The organism is Streptococcus mitis (assembly GCF_003942995.1).
In the GTDB taxonomy this organism is placed as follows: Bacteria; Bacillota; Bacilli; order Lactobacillales; family Streptococcaceae; genus Streptococcus; species Streptococcus mitis_CV.
Window position 1 is genome coordinate 11,519 of the sequence record NZ_RJOH01000006.1, and the last position, 15,330, is coordinate 26,848.

21 protein-coding genes are annotated in these 15,330 nt (G+C 41.9%); 10 read left to right on the forward strand and 11 right to left on the reverse strand.

Annotated features, from left to right (window positions below; translation table 11 throughout):
• Nucleotides 1-15: 15 nt before the first annotated feature.
• The 9 genes from secA to nrdR form a co-directional block, all read right to left on the reverse strand.
• The gene (secA, locus tag D8836_RS05010) at nt 16-2,529 is read right to left on the reverse strand and encodes a preprotein translocase subunit SecA (RefSeq protein ID WP_001274073.1); all 2,514 of its coding nucleotides are present in this window, start codon (nt 2,527-2,529) and stop codon (nt 16-18) included.
• Between the two features lie 145 nt (nt 2,530-2,674).
• Entirely contained in the window at nt 2,675-2,962 is a 288-nt protein-coding gene (locus D8836_RS05015) for a hypothetical protein (RefSeq protein WP_050251535.1), read from the reverse strand.
• A gap of 33 nt (nt 2,963-2,995) precedes the next feature.
• Nucleotides 2,996-3,343 (reverse strand): hypothetical protein, encoded by a 348-nt coding sequence (locus D8836_RS11375; RefSeq protein ID WP_125393341.1) that lies wholly within the window; start codon nt 3,341-3,343, stop codon nt 2,996-2,998.
• A gap of 65 nt (nt 3,344-3,408) precedes the next feature.
• Complete coding sequence (locus tag D8836_RS05025; RefSeq protein ID WP_125393387.1) at nt 3,409-3,744, reverse strand: hypothetical protein; 336 nt, start codon at nt 3,742-3,744, stop codon at nt 3,409-3,411.
• A gap of 82 nt (nt 3,745-3,826) precedes the next feature.
• Nucleotides 3,827-5,137: a ribosome biogenesis GTPase Der gene (der, locus tag D8836_RS05030; RefSeq protein WP_001207696.1), complete on the reverse strand. Its 1,311-nt coding sequence runs from the start codon at nt 5,135-5,137 to the stop codon at nt 3,827-3,829.
• Between the two features lie 13 nt (nt 5,138-5,150).
• Nucleotides 5,151-5,864 carry an NADPH-dependent oxidoreductase gene (locus D8836_RS05035; RefSeq protein ID WP_125393342.1) on the reverse strand — a complete coding sequence of 238 codons (714 nt, stop codon included), beginning with the start codon at nt 5,862-5,864 and terminating at the stop codon, nt 5,151-5,153.
• A complete protein-coding gene (dnaI, locus tag D8836_RS05040; protein ID WP_125393343.1) occupies nt 5,861-6,757 on the reverse strand; it encodes a primosomal protein DnaI in 897 nt (298 codons plus the stop codon). Before dnaI ends, D8836_RS05035 begins: the two co-directional genes overlap by 4 nt.
• Entirely contained in the window at nt 6,758-7,927 is a 1,170-nt protein-coding gene (locus tag D8836_RS05045; protein ID WP_125393344.1) for a replication initiation and membrane attachment family protein, read from the reverse strand.
• Nucleotides 7,928-8,401, reverse strand: a complete 474-nt coding sequence (nrdR, locus tag D8836_RS05050) for a transcriptional regulator NrdR (protein WP_001203672.1) — start codon at nt 8,399-8,401, stop codon at nt 7,928-7,930. It lies immediately after the preceding gene.
• Nucleotides 8,402-8,540: 139 nt separating this feature from the next.
• Here nrdR and D8836_RS05055 point away from each other — a divergent pair, with 139 nt between their 5' ends.
• Genes D8836_RS05055 through D8836_RS05065 form a run of 3 tightly spaced genes read left to right on the forward strand, consistent with a single transcriptional unit; the run spans nt 8,541 to nt 10,389 of the window.
• Nucleotides 8,541-8,906: a GntR family transcriptional regulator gene (locus D8836_RS05055; protein ID WP_000119149.1), complete on the forward strand. Its 366-nt coding sequence runs from the start codon at nt 8,541-8,543 to the stop codon at nt 8,904-8,906.
• Between the two features lie 4 nt (nt 8,907-8,910).
• Nucleotides 8,911-9,606: an ABC transporter ATP-binding protein gene (locus tag D8836_RS05060; protein WP_020903239.1), complete on the forward strand. Its 696-nt coding sequence runs from the start codon at nt 8,911-8,913 to the stop codon at nt 9,604-9,606.
• Nucleotides 9,607-9,621: 15 nt separating this feature from the next.
• Complete coding sequence (locus tag D8836_RS05065) at nt 9,622-10,389, forward strand: hypothetical protein (RefSeq protein ID WP_125393345.1); 768 nt, start codon at nt 9,622-9,624, stop codon at nt 10,387-10,389.
• A 31-nt stretch (nt 10,390-10,420) separates the two neighbouring features.
• On the opposite strand, the gene D8836_RS05070 is transcribed toward D8836_RS05065, so the two are convergent.
• Nucleotides 10,421-11,116 (reverse strand): LrgB family protein, encoded by a 696-nt coding sequence (locus D8836_RS05070; RefSeq protein WP_001288952.1) that lies wholly within the window; start codon nt 11,114-11,116, stop codon nt 10,421-10,423.
• Nucleotides 11,113-11,487 carry a CidA/LrgA family protein gene (locus tag D8836_RS05075; protein ID WP_000781325.1) on the reverse strand — a complete coding sequence of 125 codons (375 nt, stop codon included), beginning with the start codon at nt 11,485-11,487 and terminating at the stop codon, nt 11,113-11,115. The genes D8836_RS05070 and D8836_RS05075 overlap by 4 nt, the downstream gene beginning before the upstream one ends.
• Before the next feature lie 283 nt (nt 11,488-11,770).
• Here D8836_RS05075 and D8836_RS05080 point away from each other — a divergent pair, with 283 nt between their 5' ends.
• The 7 genes from D8836_RS05080 to queF all read left to right on the forward strand — a co-directional run bounded on the left by D8836_RS05080 (nt 11,771) and on the right by queF (nt 15,317).
• Nucleotides 11,771-12,151 (forward strand): MarR family winged helix-turn-helix transcriptional regulator, encoded by a 381-nt coding sequence (locus D8836_RS05080; protein ID WP_185761600.1) that lies wholly within the window; start codon nt 11,771-11,773, stop codon nt 12,149-12,151.
• Nucleotides 12,152-12,250: 99 nt separating this feature from the next.
• Nucleotides 12,251-12,472 carry a DUF4649 family protein gene (locus D8836_RS05085; protein WP_000570256.1) on the forward strand — a complete coding sequence of 74 codons (222 nt, stop codon included), beginning with the start codon at nt 12,251-12,253 and terminating at the stop codon, nt 12,470-12,472.
• Nucleotides 12,473-12,486: 14 nt separating this feature from the next.
• A complete protein-coding gene (gene trxA / locus D8836_RS05090; protein ID WP_001029581.1) occupies nt 12,487-12,801 on the forward strand; it encodes a thioredoxin in 315 nt (104 codons plus the stop codon).
• Between the two features lie 200 nt (nt 12,802-13,001).
• Nucleotides 13,002-13,655: a 7-cyano-7-deazaguanine synthase QueC gene (gene queC, locus D8836_RS05095; protein ID WP_084954441.1), complete on the forward strand. Its 654-nt coding sequence runs from the start codon at nt 13,002-13,004 to the stop codon at nt 13,653-13,655.
• A complete protein-coding gene (gene queD, locus D8836_RS05100) occupies nt 13,655-14,098 on the forward strand; it encodes a 6-carboxytetrahydropterin synthase QueD (RefSeq protein WP_000464575.1) in 444 nt (147 codons plus the stop codon). The genes queC and queD overlap by 1 nt, the downstream gene beginning before the upstream one ends.
• Nucleotides 14,091-14,807 carry a 7-carboxy-7-deazaguanine synthase QueE gene (gene queE, locus D8836_RS05105; RefSeq protein ID WP_125393347.1) on the forward strand — a complete coding sequence of 239 codons (717 nt, stop codon included), beginning with the start codon at nt 14,091-14,093 and terminating at the stop codon, nt 14,805-14,807. Before queD ends, queE begins: the two co-directional genes overlap by 8 nt.
• Before the next feature lie 18 nt (nt 14,808-14,825).
• Complete coding sequence (gene queF / locus D8836_RS05110; RefSeq protein WP_000082587.1) at nt 14,826-15,317, forward strand: preQ(1) synthase; 492 nt, start codon at nt 14,826-14,828, stop codon at nt 15,315-15,317.
• Nucleotides 15,318-15,330 lie beyond the last annotated feature (13 nt).

The following is a 15,330-nucleotide window of genomic DNA, read 5'->3' on the forward strand; positions in this document are numbered from 1 at the left end:
CTAAACTATCTCATTTTATTGTCTTTTACCGTGACAGTTTTTAAACTTCTTACCAGAACCACATGGGCAAAGTTCATTCCGTCCAATCTGGCTCAAATCCAAATCTTCTGGTATATTTGCTTGGTGGGCAGCGATATTGCGAGTCGCTGTTGTACTGATATGGTGTTCTGCTTGTGGTCTTTCTTGTTCATGAATTTGTGCTTTCATCATCAAGCGTGTCACATCAAACTCAATCGAACCAATCATGTCATTAAACATACGGAAACCTTCTGCCTGATACTCAACAACAGGGTTGTTCTGAGCATAGCCACGAAGTCCAACCGCGTTACGCAATTGATCGAGGGCATCGATATGATCTGTCCACTTGTTATCTACCACTCGTAGAATCAAGACTTTTTGGAATTCTTTAACTGCTTCTTCATCGCGTAGTTTTGAAACCTGACTATCGTAAACTTGCAAGGCACGTTGGAAGAGTTCTTCCTTAATAGCCTTATCAGACAAGCCAGACAAGTCTTCCATCGTAATAGAATCTTCTGGAAGCAAGTTGTACTTAGCAAAGTTCAAAATTGCCTCTAGTTTTTCATCTTGTTTGGCACGCGCATGACCATCAACGACACGACCAATCGTGCGTTTGATCATAGCCTGAATTTCAGGTGCCAAGTCACGGTCTGCAGTGATGACGTCGTAACGTTGTGCGTAGATAATTTCACGTTGTTCACGCATGACATCATCGTATTGAAGGACTTGTTTACGGGTATCGTAGTTATTTCCTTCGACACGTTTTTGAGCTGCTTCAACCTGACGTGTCAACATACGAGACTCGATGGCCTCTTCAGACATGTTGAGACGTTCAAAGATTCCCTTCAAGCGTTCAGAACCAAAACGTTTCATCAAGTCATCTTCAAGAGAGAGGTAGAATTGTGACTCACCTGGGTCTCCTTGACGACCTGAACGTCCACGAAGCTGGTTATCGATACGACGGCTTTCATGACGTTCTGTACCAATCACACAAAGTCCACCTAATTCGCGAACCCCTTCACCAAGCTTGATGTCGGTACCACGACCGGCCATGTTAGTCGCAATGGTAACAGCACCACGTTGACCAGCATTCATAATGATTTGGGCTTCTTTATAGTGGTTCTTAGCATTCAAGACTTCGTGAGGAACACCAGCTGCGACTAGTTTCTTAGAAATGTAATCACTAGTTTCAACCGCTACTGTACCAACCAAGACAGGTTGACCTTTTTGGTAACGAGCCTTAACGTCTTCGACAACCGCCTTAAACTTAGCCTCGATACTTGCATAAAGAAGGTCTGAGTGGTCAATACGTTGAACAGGACGGTTTGTTGGAATTGGAATAACACGAATGTTATAGATTTCACGGAATTCTTCTTCCTCAGTCTTACCTGTACCCGTCATACCAGACAATTTCTTGTACATACGGAAAAGGTTTTGGTAAGTGATTGAGGCAGATGTCTTGGTTTCATCCTGGATTGGCACACCTTCTTTAGCTTCAATGGCTTGGTGCAATCCATCAGAATAACGACGACCTTCCATGGTACGACCTGTAAATTGGTCGACAATCAAGATTTCTTGCTCTTCGCTCACCACATAGTCAATATCGAGAAGCATGATGTAGTTGGCACGAAGGGCGTTATCGATAAAGTGAGTCAGAGCTACGTTTTCGATGTCATAGAGATTTTCAAGTTTGAAGTAGCTTTCAGCCTTGTCAATCCCTGAATCAGACAAACCAATAGTCTTAGACTGCACATCGATGATGTAGTCGTCTTTGTCCAACGATTTTACATAGTGGTCTGCCATGTGGTAGAGCTGACTAGTTTCAACCGCATTAGCACCTGATACGATCAAAGGTGTACGGGCCTCATCAATCAAGATTGAGTCAACCTCATCGACCAAGGCATAGTTAAGCGGACGTTGTACCATGTTTTCAGCACGAACGACCATGTTATCACGAAGGTAGTCAAATCCGATTTCTGAGTTGGTTGAGTAGGTAATATCACACTCATAGGCTTCTTTTTTCTCCATTGGAGATTTGGCAGCCAAGTTAATCCCTACTGACAAACCAAGCCATGAGTACAATTCACCCATCTCAGTCGCATCACGTTCTGACAGGTATTCATTGACCGTAACTACGTGAACCCCTTTGCCTGAAAGGGCATTGAGGTATACCGGCATAGTCGCAGTCAAGGTTTTTCCCTCCCCTGTACGCATCTCTGGCACGTCACCATGGTGAAGAACGATTCCCCCCATGACCTGAACCTTATATGGGAAGAGACCTAGGACACGTTTAGCACCTTCACGGACAACCGCAAATGCTTCATAAAGCAATGAATCCAGTGATTCTCCATTTTGATAACGTTCTTTAAATTCAACTGTTTTTGCTTTTAGTTGGTCATCTGTCAAAGCAGCCATTTGGTCTTCGTATTTGAAAACCTTGTCAGCCATCTTTTCCAGACGACGGATTTCTCCTTTATCATTTTCGATAATTGTTTTTAAAATATTAGCCATGTTTTTCCTTACTTTAAATTCCGAATATTTTAGAATGTTCTTTTAATTTTAGCACAATTACTGATTATTTTCAAGGAAGAATCCCCATTTTGAAAAGGAAAAAGAGGCTAGTTTCCAAGCTAACCTCTCTGACTTTTATGATACTTTAATTGCCAAAAATCGGCAAAATCGCAAATAGGATAAATAGATTAATCCAAAGAGAAAAACAGCAGATCAATCCAAAAACAAAGAGACTGACTTTCTTGGACAGCAAGGCCATCAAAATAGACAGAATACCAAAAACTAGCAAGACTTTCTGTATGCTGAAGAGGTCAATCTTTCCCCCCAGAATCGGACTGCCCCAAGGAAGAAAGAAGAAAGCAATCCAGATCAACAGAACTAAACCAATATAGACCTTAGAATAGCGTGTAATAAATGATTTTAGATGTGCCATAAGCCACCTCCTATAAATAAAAACCGATATAAATCAATGCCTTTTGCCCTTAGACTTTCCTAACTCCTTTCTTAGTCTAAGCATTTTTTTGAAAAAGATATAGTCTAACCAGTCACTGCCTAGAGATATGACTATCAAAAGCAATCCAACACCCCAAGCACTAGCATCTGATTCATGATTTAGAACAAAAGGGAAAAATAAGAATGAAAAAATTGTCATATCCAAGCTAAACAGAGCTAAAAGGGAAATATAAATCCAGTAAAAATAGTAGAAGATGGGGAAAATTTTACTGTTTCTGTCAGAATTGTCTATCCAATAGAAAAAATAAAAACAAGGAAATAAGAGTATCAAATGAAACCAATTAAACGACAGTTTCATCATCGACACCTCCTCTTTGAAATTGTTTTCTTTAGTTACGTTCTATTAAATGTTATTACCAATATAAATCAATGCCTTCCACCTTTAGACTTCCCTAGTTCCCGTCTCAAGCGAAACATTTTTTTGAGACAGAAATAAGTTGACCTATTCAGACCAATAGCTAGCAAAATAAAAAGAAACCAAATGCCCCAAAACTTGATATCTGTCACATTTCTCAAGACGATATTGAAAAACAGAACTGAAACAACTGTCCAAGCAAGGCTAAAAAGAGAATAGAGGGGGATGTAAACCCAGTAAAAATAGTAAAAAAATGGGAAAAATCTGCTATTTCTGTTGGCCTTTTCAATCCAGTTATCAAAATAAAAGTAAGGTGCTAAAAATAAGAATTTAAACAAATGTTCCATCAGCAGCACCTCTTTTGATAGCGTTTTCTTTAACTTCATTCTATCAAAAAAATCTGGAAGTGTCATTCCAGATTTTACTTTTTTATTTACGTTTTCTTGCGATGAGATGGATTGGAGTTCCCTCAAATACAAAGGCCTTGCGGATTTGATTTTCCAAGAAACGCAAGTAAGAAAAGTGCATGAGTTCTTCTTCATTGACAAAGATGACAAAGGTTGGTGGTTTGGTTGCCACTTGGGTCGCATAGAAAATCTTAAGGCGTTTCCCTTTGTCTGTCGGTGTTGGGTTGATGGCAATAGCATCCATAATCACATCATTCAAGACAGCTGATGGAATACGTGTGTTTTGACTTTCGCTGATTTGCTTGATCATCTCAGGAAGTTTGTGGAGACGTTGCTTGGTCAAGGCTGACACAAAAATAATCGGTGCATAAGGCAGGTATTGGAACTGCTCACGGATATCTTCTTCCCAGTTTTTCATAGTATGGTTGTCTTTTTCAAGCGTATCCCACTTGTTAACAACGATAATCATCCCTTTACCAGCTTCATGGGCAAATCCTGCGATACGCTTGTCGTATTCACGAATGCCTTCTTCCGCATTGATGACCATTAAGACCACATCTGAACGGTCAATAGCACGCATGGCACGCATAACAGAGTATTTCTCAGTATTTTCATAAACCTTACCAGATTTACGCATACCAGCCGTATCAATCATGGTAAACTCTTGACCATCTGTATCTGTAAAGTGGGTATCAATGGCGTCACGCGTTGTTCCAGCAACGGGACTGGCAATGACACGGTCTTCTCCCAAGATAGCATTAATCAAGCTTGATTTTCCAACGTTTGGACGACCAATCAGACTAAACTTAATGACATCTGGGTTTTCTTCCTCATATTCATTTGGAAGATTTTCTACAATAGCGTCTAGCACATCCCCTGTACCGATACCATGGACAGATGAGATTGGCAGTGGTTCACCCAAACCGAGGGCATAGAAATCATAGATATCATTTCGCATCTCAGGGTTGTCCACCTTGTTAACTGCGAGGATAACTGGTTTATGGGTCTTATAAAGCTTACGGGCTACGTATTCGTCTGCATCGGTAATTCCTTCCTTACCAGATACGACAAAGACGATAACATCTGCTTCTTCCATGGCAATTTCTGCCTGGTGCTTGATTTGTTCCATGAAAGGAGCATCGACATCATCGATTCCTCCTGTATCAATCATGCTAAACGAACGATTGAGCCACTCACCCGTTGCATAGATACGGTCACGTGTCACTCCTTCGACATCCTCTACAATGGAGATTCGCTCACCAGCGATCCGATTAAATAGGGTTGATTTCCCAACATTGGGACGTCCTACAATGGCAATAGTTGGTAGGGCCATAATTTCTCACTTTCTACAATAACTTCTTCTGTTCAAGATTTTTTCTAGTTGAGTTTGGTTCAGCTTGACCAAACTGTTCTGCTAGACGCTGACTCCAGCTTGTGGTTGCACGCGCTCCAGCATAGTCCGCCTGTACACGGTCATAAGCTTCGATTGCATCAGTTGACTGTTCTTGATATTCTTCCTCAAATACCACTTGATGCAATGGCAAGCGAGGTTTGACTTCATGTTCTTCATTTGGTAATCCTAGTGCCATCCCAAAGACAGGATAGGTGTAGTCAGGCAAATTAAAGAGTTCTGCTACTTCTTCTGACTTGTACCGCACCAAGCCAATAATGACACCACCATAGCCCAAGCTTTCAGCTGCCAGCAGGGCATTTTGACCAGCAAGAGCCGCATCGACTGAACTAATCAAGAGACCTTCTACACCTTGAGGTTGGAAGGTATCCGTATGGAGTCGTGCTCCCTTTTCTGCACGGTTCAAATCTCCGACAAAGAGAAGGAAAACAGCTGACTGGCGAATGGCTTCTTGAGGCACCAATTCATACAAGGCATCTTTCTTTTCTTGACTTCGTACCACAATCACAGAGTAGGATTGGAAATTCTTCCAAGACGAGGCCATCTGGGCTGCTGTCAGGATTTCAGTCAAGTCTTCTTGAGGAAGGACTTGTTCCTTAAATCTTCGAACAGACTTATGAGCTTTCATCAGTTTAATCGTTTCTGTCATCGACGGTTTACTCCTTCTAAACGAGTCTCCTCAGCCAAATAACGGATGCGTTCCATGACACGTCTAGCTTCCCATGTTTCGTCAGGTCCTTGTTTTACTTTAGCGAAATGCAGCTCCAATTCTTCAAAGTTGAAGTTGGAGGTGAAAAAGGTCGGTAAATTTTCCTGCATCCGATATTGAAGAATGACCTGCAGGATTTCATCACGCACCCAAGCTGTTGATTGCTCGGCACCAATATCATCTAAAATCAGGACTTCAGAAAGCTTAATCTCATCCACCAAGGTCTTAACATTGCCATCACCGATAGCATTTTTGACATCGATGACAAAGCTTGGATAGTGGAGGAGAGTGGATGAAACACCACGTTTTTCTGACAAATCATGAGCTAGGGCAGCCACCATGAAACTTTTACCCACACCAAAATCTCCATACAAGTAAAGACCTTTTCGAATAGCTGGATATTGCTCCACAAAGGCTAATAGCTTTTCAAAAACTGGCAAGCGACCCAAATCATCCAAGTCTACTTGAGCTAAACTAGCTTTCCTGAGACTAGCTGGCAGATTGATTAACTTGAGACGGTTCTTAATAGCCGCTTCTTTTTCAGCCGCGATTAGTTCAGGAGTTTCTTCGTAAGAAACATCCGCATAGCCATGATTCATAACCAAAATAGGCTTGTAGCCTTTGGCAATATAATCCGTATCACCACGGAGAAACTTGTCACGCTCGGTGATGTACTGATTAAACTTGGAGATACTGCGATTCAATTCCTCTGGAGTCAAGGATTCTTGCTGGATAAAGGCCGCAACATCAGGATCCTTCATGATTTTCTGGACCAAATCTTGATAATGAAAACGGCTGGGTTGACGTTTGAGTACGTCTCCGACACTTTCCATCTAATCTCCTCCTTTTTCTAATCGAGCTAATAGTTCTTGTTTCTTACGTTCTAGTTCCAGACGAGTTTCCTCGCTGGTTTCATTTTTATAATCTGGATTGCTCCACTTGGGTACATTGGACTTGGTAGGACTGGGTTTACTGCTTTTTTGAGCCTGATTCTTTTGCCCACGCTCACGGATGCGCAAGACTGCCTCTTCTGCCGAATGAATCTTTTGATAGGCATAGTCATTGGCTACTTTCATGGCATATTTCTCATTGATATTTGCCGAATCCACCTTATTAAAGGTCAATAAGAGAATGATATTGATGACTTCATCCAGCAAGCCCAAGCTAGCCATCTGTTGCAAGAGGTCTCTTTCTGTTTGGGTAATGGTTCCCTTGCGTGTTTGCTTGATTTCTGCCAAGAACTGCAGGGCAGTTTTACTTTTGGCTTCTTTGATAATGGTTGCTTCCTTAGGATTAAAGTCAGAAGAAATCGGTTTTTGAGCGATTTTTTCCCGCATGCGTTTGGTTGAAATAACCTGGGAAACAGCTGTTGACTTGGCCAATTGATAGGTCTCAAACCAAGTCCATTTCTTCTCCTCGGCGATGGCAAAGAGGTTTAAGACATCGGACTGCTCATCCGCAAAGCGAAGTCCATCTCGAGCCATCAGCTGACGAAAATGGTCCAAGTCAAAATCGTTGGCCACTTTCTTCTTGAGACCAAGGTCTTCTTGACTTCCCAGTTCTGCCAAGTCTGGAAAGACTTGATTGAGTGAGACAGGTATTTCTTCTCCCTCAGCACTCTCAACTTTCAAATCCTCCACAGCTGCATCACCAATCTTTTTCTCTAAAAGTCTACGATAAACAGGATGCTCCAAGAAATCTTGACTTGAAAGAGGAGCATGGATAACTAGCTGATAGGTATCCCCTTTTTGATAGAGGGTCAAAAGATTGAAAGCAGATAGGATTTTCAGGGATTTTATCAGTCTATCCATCCCAAAGTTGAGATGGTTAAGAATGCTTGAAAAAAGGTATTCCTTTCTACCATTATCCCAAAAACTAATTGTATAAAGATAAAGGCTCAGTGCCTCCTGACCGATAATCGGGAGGTAGCACTGTACCAGAGATGAGGTATCTTGCGACACCCGATTATTCTTTAGATAAGAAAAACGGTCAATTGGCTTCATTTATCTTTCCTTTTTCTTTTTAGAGGACTGGGTGATTTGTTGGAGCAAGCTCTCTAACTCACTAACATCCTTAAAACTACGATAGACACTGGCAAAACGTACATAGGTAATCTCATCTAACTCAGCCAACTCCTCCATGACGAGTGAACCAATGTCCTCACTTTGAATTTCATTTTCATTTCGACCACGGAGTTTCTGTTCGATACGATTGACTACCATGTTGATTTCATCACTTGACACAGGACGTTTCTGGGCTGAGCGGATAATCCCATTAAAGATTTTATCTCTGGAGAATTGTTCCCGTGTGCCATCTTTTTTAACAACCACTAAGGTTCTTTCTTCTACCCGTTCGTAGGTTGTAAAACGGTGCTGGCATTCGTCGCACTCACGTCTTCTACGAATGGTGTTCCCTTCTTCTGCTTGGCGACTATCGATAACACTTGACTTGGTAGCCCCACATTTTGGACAACGCATCTTTTCCCTCCTTATCGTTTTCTTTTCATTATACCATTTTTTAAGCGATTCCCAAAACAATTCTTCTTTTTGCTTGACAAGTTTTTTGTTTTGTTGTATTATTTAATTAAGACAAAAGGATAAAAGAAAGGAGACCAAGATGTCCTGGACATTTGACAACAAAAAACCCATTTATTTACAGATTATGGAGAAAATCAAGCTTCAGATTGTCTCCCATACACTGGAACCCAATCAACAACTTCCAACCGTGAGAGAGTTAGCTAGCGAGGCGGGTGTCAATCCAAACACCATCCAAAGAGCCTTGTCAGACCTTGAACGAGAAGGATTTGTTTACAGCAAGCGAACAACTGGACGATTTGTGACTGAGGATAAGGAGCTAATCGCCCAATCGCGCAAACAATTATCAGAAGAAGAATTGGAACACTTCGTTTCCTCCATGACCCATTTTGGCTATGAAAAAGAAGAACTACCAGGCGTAGTCGGTGATTATATTAAAGGAGTTTAAGCCTATGTCATTATTAGCATTTGAAAATGTATCCAAATCTTATGGAGCAACCCCAGCCCTTGAAAATGTTTCTCTTGACATCCCAGCTGGAAAAATTGTCGGTCTCCTCGGCCCAAACGGCTCAGGAAAAACAACCTTGATTAAACTCATCAATGGTCTCTTACAACCAGATCAAGGACGCGTCCTTATCAACGACATGGACCCAAGCCCAGCAACCAAGGCTATCGTAGCTTATTTGCCAGATACGACCTATCTCAATGAGCAAATGAAGGTCAAAGAAGCCCTAACCTACTTCAAGACCTTCTATAAAGATTTCAATCTTGAACGTGCACATCATCTACTTGCAGACCTCGGCATTGATGAAAATAGTCGTCTCAAAAAACTATCAAAAGGAAACAAAGAAAAGGTACAACTGATTTTGGTCATGAGCCGGGATGCTCGTCTCTATGTTCTGGATGAACCCATTGGTGGGGTCGATCCAGCAGCCCGTGAGTATATCCTCAATACTATTATCAACAACTACTCCCCAACTTCTACCGTTTTGATTTCTACCCACTTGATTTCTGATATCGAGCCAATCTTGGATGAAATTATCTTCCTCAAAGACGGAAAAGTCGTCCGTCAAGGAAATGTAGATGATATTCGCTATGAGTCAGGTGAATCCATTGACCAACTCTTCCGTCAGGAATTTAAGGCCTAAGCAAAGGAGATTATTATGTTTTGGAATTTAGTTCGCTACGAATTTAAAAATGTTAACAAGTGGTATTTAGCCCTTTACGCTGCCGTGCTAGTTCTTTCCGTTCCCATAGGAATGCAAGGACACTATTATAATTATGTATCTTTCAAAGATAGCCAACCTGTCTTACTTTTCTTTCTGGCTCTCGTCTTTGGTGGATTGATGATTACACTTGGGATTTCAACCATTTTCTTGATTATTAAACGATTCAAAGGTAGTGTCTATGACCGACAAGGCTATCTGACCTTGACCTTGCCAGTTTCTAAACACCATATCATCACAGCCAAATTAGTTGGAGCCTTCATTTGGTCTATCCTTAGCTCCACTGTACTAGCTCTAAGCGCTTTTATTATTGTTACCATAACGGTTCCAGAATGGATATCAAATTCTGAGTTGATTCCACTTGTAGGAACATTCCTTCCTCAACTCTCTCTTATGGGGGTATCCTTCCTACTAAATACCATCTCAGGAATCCTCTGCATCTACTTGGCTATTTCCATCGGACAACTGTTCAATGAATACCGTACCGCACTAGCCATTGTAGCTTATATCGGTATCCAAATCGTCATTGGATTTGTAGAAGTCTTCTTCAATACCAGTACTAACTTCTATATTAATTCACTTGCAGGATTCAATGATAATTTCTATATGGGAGCAAGCGTAGGCATTGTTGAAGAACTCATATTCATAGCTATCTTTTACCTCGGAACCTACTATATTTTGAAAAACAAGGTTAATTTACAATAAAAAAGGCCCAGCTAAAAAGCTGGGTTTTGATTTAACTCAATATCAAACTGGCTACGATAGGGCTGACAAAGACATAGAGAATACCGGTGACACCGATAGCCAAGCCACCCATGGCTCCTGCTACAGAGCCGTATCGGAAGGCTGTTCCCGTTCCGACTGCGTGACCTGTCCCTCCAAGGGAAAGGCCAACAGCTACTGGATCGTCTATTTTCAACCACTTCAAAAGGGTTGGTCCGATCACACTGGTTAAAATTCCAGTTGCCACTACAACCACCAAGGTCACAGTCGTCAACCCTTGCAATTTTTCTGTGATTCCCACTGCCATAGCGGTTGTTACTGACTTAGGAAAGAGAGAAATGGCTAGGAAAAAGTCCATTCCAAAAATCTTAGCTACAAGGGCTGTGAAAGAGGTATTGACAACTACCGCCAGCAAACTACCAAAGAGAATACTCCGTGCATGGTGCTTCATCAAATGAAAACTCTTATAAAGCGGAATCCCTAGAGCAACGGTCGATGGAACAATCAAGTTGTTCAGATAAACCCCACCTTGGTAGTAATCTTGGTAAGAAATACCCGTCACTTTTAGAAAGATGATAATGAAAACAGCTGACAAAAGCAAGGGCGTTGTCAATGGATGGGGAAAACGTCTGTAAATCAGCATTCCCACTAGATAAGCTAGGATTGATAGGGCAAGCCCAAACAGGGGATTGGAAACAAATTCACTCATTTGGCATCTCCTTTCTCATAATCTCCCTCAAATCGTCTCTTGATGAACTGAACTACCAAGGCTATGAGGATAATATTGATGACTGCTGCAAAAAAGACAATCAAAACAATTGGCAAAAGATAGGGAGCAATCACATCAAACTTTTCCATGATTCCCACTGCTGGTGGCAAAAAGAGAATGGTCATATTGGCCAGCAAGAAATTCCCCACCATGTTGACATGCCTAGTTCTCAGCCACTTGAATTGTAGGGCTAGAAAGAGAATAATCAAACCGATAATACTGCCTGGGATGGGCAAATGAAAGAAACTGGAAATCCCCTCTCCGATTAGAGAAATCACAAAGAGAATCATTAATTGAACATATAATTTCATTCTAAACTCCACGAAATAGACTTCTTGCATACCAGTTTACTCTTTTTTCAGAAAATTTCAAGGAAATACACAAGGGATAATGAAAATTAGAAAGGAAAGAGGATACAAACAATTCTTGACTTGTGAAAACAGGCATGATTTAGGATAAAAGATGCCAGCGTCCTTCTTGTCAGCATTCTTGAAAAGTAGTATAATTATTGCATGCGCAATCATCTTGTGATGCAGAGACTGTCCGTTAATGGACATTCTTCTATCTTATAACTCTAAAAAGAAAGGAGATACTATGACCTATTTAGAAAAATGGTTTGACTTCAATCGGCGTCAGAAAGAAATCGAAAGTCTCTTGGAAGAGACCATTGTCCAGCAGAGCGAGCAAAGTCTGACCTTGAAAGAATTCTACCTCCTCTACTATCTGGACTTGGCTCAAGAAAAATCTCTACGCCAGATTGACCTGCCAGATAAGCTTCATCTGAGCCCGAGCGCTGTTTCTCGGATGGTGGCTCGCTTGGAAGCCAAAAATTGTGGTCTACTTAGTCGCAGGTGTTGTGATCAAGATAGACGCTCTAGTTTTATCTGCCTGACAGGTGATGGGCAAAAGACACTGGCCTCGCTACAAAAGGCTGTCGAAGCAAGCTTGGAAACTGGTTTAGATTTCTTGATTTAAGATGATTTTAGAAAAAAGTTGCGTGCGCAATCATTTTTCTTGACATTCTCTTTTACAAGGAGTAAAATAAAGTCATCATTAAACAAAGGAGTTTTAAACATGATTGAAATTACCTATCTAGATGCCAGCAAGAACGAAAGAACTGTAACTTTTGAGTCTTATGAAGATTTTGATCGTTCACAACAAGCTTGCCTTATCGGCGTCGCAGACTACTACCCTGTCCAAAAATTGACTTATAACGGTCATGATTTGGACTACCATGGGACTTATGGAGACGTCTTCTTCTATCTCATGAAACAAGATTTAAGCCAATATAACTAAAAAGGAGAAATACAATGGCAAAAGCAATTACAGATGCAACATTCGAACAAGAAACAAAAGACGGTTTGGTCTTGGTAGACTTCTGGGCAACTTGGTGTGGTCCATGTCGTATGCAAGGTCCAATCTTGGATAAATTATCTGAAGAACTTTCAGAAGATGTCTTGAAAATCGTTAAAATGGACGTTGATGAAAATCCAAACACAGCTCGTGCTTTTGGAATCATGTCTATCCCAACCCTTCTCTTCAAAAAAGACGGCCAAGTAGTGAAACAAGTTGCTGGTGTTCACACAGCAGAACAAATCAAGGCCATCGTTGCTGAATTGAGCTAATCAAACGAGAGACCAAGTACTTGCTTTGGTCTCTTTTTCTTGCCCTTTGCCATTTTTCAAAAAATATGCTAGACTGTAGGTAGAATATTACGATGTTTGGGACATGCCATCGCTAAAAAAAACCTGTACTTGGTATTTTTTAGCTCCCTCAAGGGAGCTTTTTGCGTGCTCTGAACATTTCCCATTTTGGAAGGAGTACTATGAAACGTCAATCAGCCTTGGTCGTCTTTAGTGGCGGTCAAGATTCTACAACCTGCCTCTTTTGGGCTAAAGAACACTATGAAACGGTCGAAGCAGTTACCTTTGCCTATGGTCAGCGTCATCACCTCGAAATTCAAGTGGCCAAAGAAATCGCTGAGGAACAAGGAATTCGTCATCATATCCTAGATATGTCTCTGCTGGGGCAAATCACTGAAAATGCCTTGACTTCTGATCTGGAGATTGAGCAAAAAGAGGGAGAGGTTCCCAATACCTTTGTTGACGGTCGAAACCACCTCTTTCTATCCTTTGCGGCAGTCCTTGCTAAGCAACGAGGCATTAAAGATATCGTGACAGGTGTCTGCGAGACAGACTTCTCAGGCTACCCCGATTGTCGAGATGTCTTTGTCAAATCCCTTAATGTTACCCTCAACCTTGCTATGGATTACGACTTTGTTATCCAAACACCTCTCATGTGGCTAGACAAGGCTGAAACTTGGGAGTTAGCTGACCAACTCGGTGCCTTTGACTATGTTCGTGAAAAGACCTTAACCTGCTATAACGGGATTATCGGAAGTGGCTGTGGAGATTGCCCAGCCTGCCACCTACGGCAACATGGTTTAGATGTTTATCTCTCACAGAAAGGAGAGGACTAATGTTTTTTGCACCCAAAGAAATCAAACAGGAAACCGGGGAGTCTCTTGTCTACAATCCTCACAGAACCTTGGTATCAAAAGAGTTTACCTTCGATGCTGCCCACCACCTCTTTCACTATGAGGGAAAATGTAAGTCCCTTCATGGCCACACCTATCATTTGCAGATTGCTGTCAGTGGATTTTTAGATGAACGTGGCATGACCTACGATTTCGGAGATATCAAAGCGATATACAAGAACTACTTAGAGCCCCACTTGGATCATCGCTATCTCAATGAGACCCTGCCCTATATGAACACGACTGCTGAAAATATGGTTTACTGGATTTTCCAAACTATGAGTCAAGAGTTGCCAGACGAGCGCGGTCTCCGTTTGGAATACGTTCGCCTCTATGAGACTCCGACTGCCTTTGCGGAGTTTAGACGGGAGTGGTTAGATGACTAGGGAACGTGTCCTCAAACTACCAGTTCTAGAAATTTTTGGCCCAACCTTTCAAGGCGAAGGCCGTGCAATCGGGCAGAAAACCATGTTTGTCCGCACTGCTGGCTGCGACTACCACTGCGACTGGTGCGATTCTGCCTTTACTTGGGATGGATCTGAAAAGCCAACTCGTATGACTGCTGACGAGGTTATTGCTACCTTGGATAAACTAGGAAGCTACGACTACGTAACCCTATCTGGGGGAAATCCTGCTATCCTAGCAGCCAACATGGCTGAGCTAGTAACCAAACTCAAGGAACGTGGTGTCACTCTAGCTGTTGAGACCCAAGGCTCCCGCTGGCAAAATTGGTTAAAAGACATCGACCAGGTCACTCTGAGTCCCAAACCTCCTTCATCCAAGATGGAAGTCAACTTTGAAACCTTGGACTTTGTCGTTTCCCAACTAGAGCCAGACAAGGTCACCTTTAAAATCCCTGTCTTTGACGATGTCGATTTGGCCTTTGCCAAAGGGATTCAAGAGCGCTACCAACCAGATGTTCTCTTTTTATCAGCAGGAAATCCTGAGCCCAAGGCTACGGGTAATATTGTCCAAGACCAACTGGACCGTCTCAAAGAACTCTGGGAACGCGTCGCTACTGACGATAGCTGGGGCAATGTCCGCGTCCTTCCCCAACTCCATACCCTCCTCTACGATAATCAACGTGGTGTTTAAGATTAGAAAGAAAAAATCATGTCACAACAAGAAGAAATGAAAAACCTAAGCCTACTAGGCAACAAAGAAACCAACTACATTTTCGAATATCAACCAGAAGTCCTGGAATCCTTTGACAATCGTCATGTGGAAAATGACTATTTCATCAAATTTAACTGTCCTGAATTTACCTCACTTTGCCCAATCACTGCTCAGCCAGACTTTGCGACTATTTATATTTCCTACATTCCTGACAAGCTCTGTGTTGAGTCAAAATCCCTCAAACTCTACCTCTTTAGCTACCGAAACCACGGAGATTTCCACGAAAACTGTATCAACACCATCGGGAAAGACTTGGTCAACTTGCTAGACCCTCGCTATTTGGAGGTTTGGGGAAAATTCACTCCGCGCGGTGGCATTTCAATTGACCCCTACTACAACTACGGTAAGCCAGGAACTAAGTATGAAGGCTTGGCAGAACAACGTCTCTTCCAACACGACCTTTATCCAGAGAAAATTGACAACCGTTAAACTCATACGAAAA

What these genes read in the sequence shown, in the direction of transcription:
- queF (WP_000082587.1), top strand. Translation starts at nt 14,826, where the DNA reads ATGTCACAACAAGAAGAAATGAAAAACCTAAGCCTACTAGGCAACAAA.
- secA (WP_001274073.1), bottom strand. Translation starts at nt 2,529, where the DNA reads ATGGCTAATATTTTAAAAACAATTATCGAAAATGATAAAGGAGAAATC.
- D8836_RS05085 (WP_000570256.1), top strand. Translation starts at nt 12,251, where the DNA reads ATGATTGAAATTACCTATCTAGATGCCAGCAAGAACGAAAGAACTGTA.
- der (WP_001207696.1), bottom strand. Translation starts at nt 5,137, where the DNA reads ATGGCCCTACCAACTATTGCCATTGTAGGACGTCCCAATGTTGGGAAA.
- nrdR (WP_001203672.1), bottom strand. Translation starts at nt 8,401, where the DNA reads ATGCGTTGTCCAAAATGTGGGGCTACCAAGTCAAGTGTTATCGATAGT.
- trxA (WP_001029581.1), top strand. Translation starts at nt 12,487, where the DNA reads ATGGCAAAAGCAATTACAGATGCAACATTCGAACAAGAAACAAAAGAC.
- D8836_RS05065 (WP_125393345.1), top strand. Translation starts at nt 9,622, where the DNA reads ATGTTTTGGAATTTAGTTCGCTACGAATTTAAAAATGTTAACAAGTGG.
- queD (WP_000464575.1), top strand. Translation starts at nt 13,655, where the DNA reads ATGTTTTTTGCACCCAAAGAAATCAAACAGGAAACCGGGGAGTCTCTT.
- D8836_RS05025 (WP_125393387.1), bottom strand. Translation starts at nt 3,744, where the DNA reads ATGGAACATTTGTTTAAATTCTTATTTTTAGCACCTTACTTTTATTTT.
- D8836_RS05045 (WP_125393344.1), bottom strand. Translation starts at nt 7,927, where the DNA reads ATGAAGCCAATTGACCGTTTTTCTTATCTAAAGAATAATCGGGTGTCG.
- D8836_RS05075 (WP_000781325.1), bottom strand. Translation starts at nt 11,487, where the DNA reads ATGAAATTATATGTTCAATTAATGATTCTCTTTGTGATTTCTCTAATC.
- D8836_RS05055 (WP_000119149.1), top strand. Translation starts at nt 8,541, where the DNA reads ATGTCCTGGACATTTGACAACAAAAAACCCATTTATTTACAGATTATG.
- D8836_RS11375 (WP_125393341.1), bottom strand. Translation starts at nt 3,343, where the DNA reads ATGATGAAACTGTCGTTTAATTGGTTTCATTTGATACTCTTATTTCCT.
- D8836_RS05035 (WP_125393342.1), bottom strand. Translation starts at nt 5,864, where the DNA reads ATGACAGAAACGATTAAACTGATGAAAGCTCATAAGTCTGTTCGAAGA.
- dnaI (WP_125393343.1), bottom strand. Translation starts at nt 6,757, where the DNA reads ATGGAAAGTGTCGGAGACGTACTCAAACGTCAACCCAGCCGTTTTCAT.
- queC (WP_084954441.1), top strand. Translation starts at nt 13,002, where the DNA reads ATGAAACGTCAATCAGCCTTGGTCGTCTTTAGTGGCGGTCAAGATTCT.
- D8836_RS05080 (WP_185761600.1), top strand. Translation starts at nt 11,771, where the DNA reads ATGACCTATTTAGAAAAATGGTTTGACTTCAATCGGCGTCAGAAAGAA.
- D8836_RS05060 (WP_020903239.1), top strand. Translation starts at nt 8,911, where the DNA reads ATGTCATTATTAGCATTTGAAAATGTATCCAAATCTTATGGAGCAACC.
- queE (WP_125393347.1), top strand. Translation starts at nt 14,091, where the DNA reads ATGACTAGGGAACGTGTCCTCAAACTACCAGTTCTAGAAATTTTTGGC.
- D8836_RS05015 (WP_050251535.1), bottom strand. Translation starts at nt 2,962, where the DNA reads ATGGCACATCTAAAATCATTTATTACACGCTATTCTAAGGTCTATATT.
- D8836_RS05070 (WP_001288952.1), bottom strand. Translation starts at nt 11,116, where the DNA reads ATGAGTGAATTTGTTTCCAATCCCCTGTTTGGGCTTGCCCTATCAATC.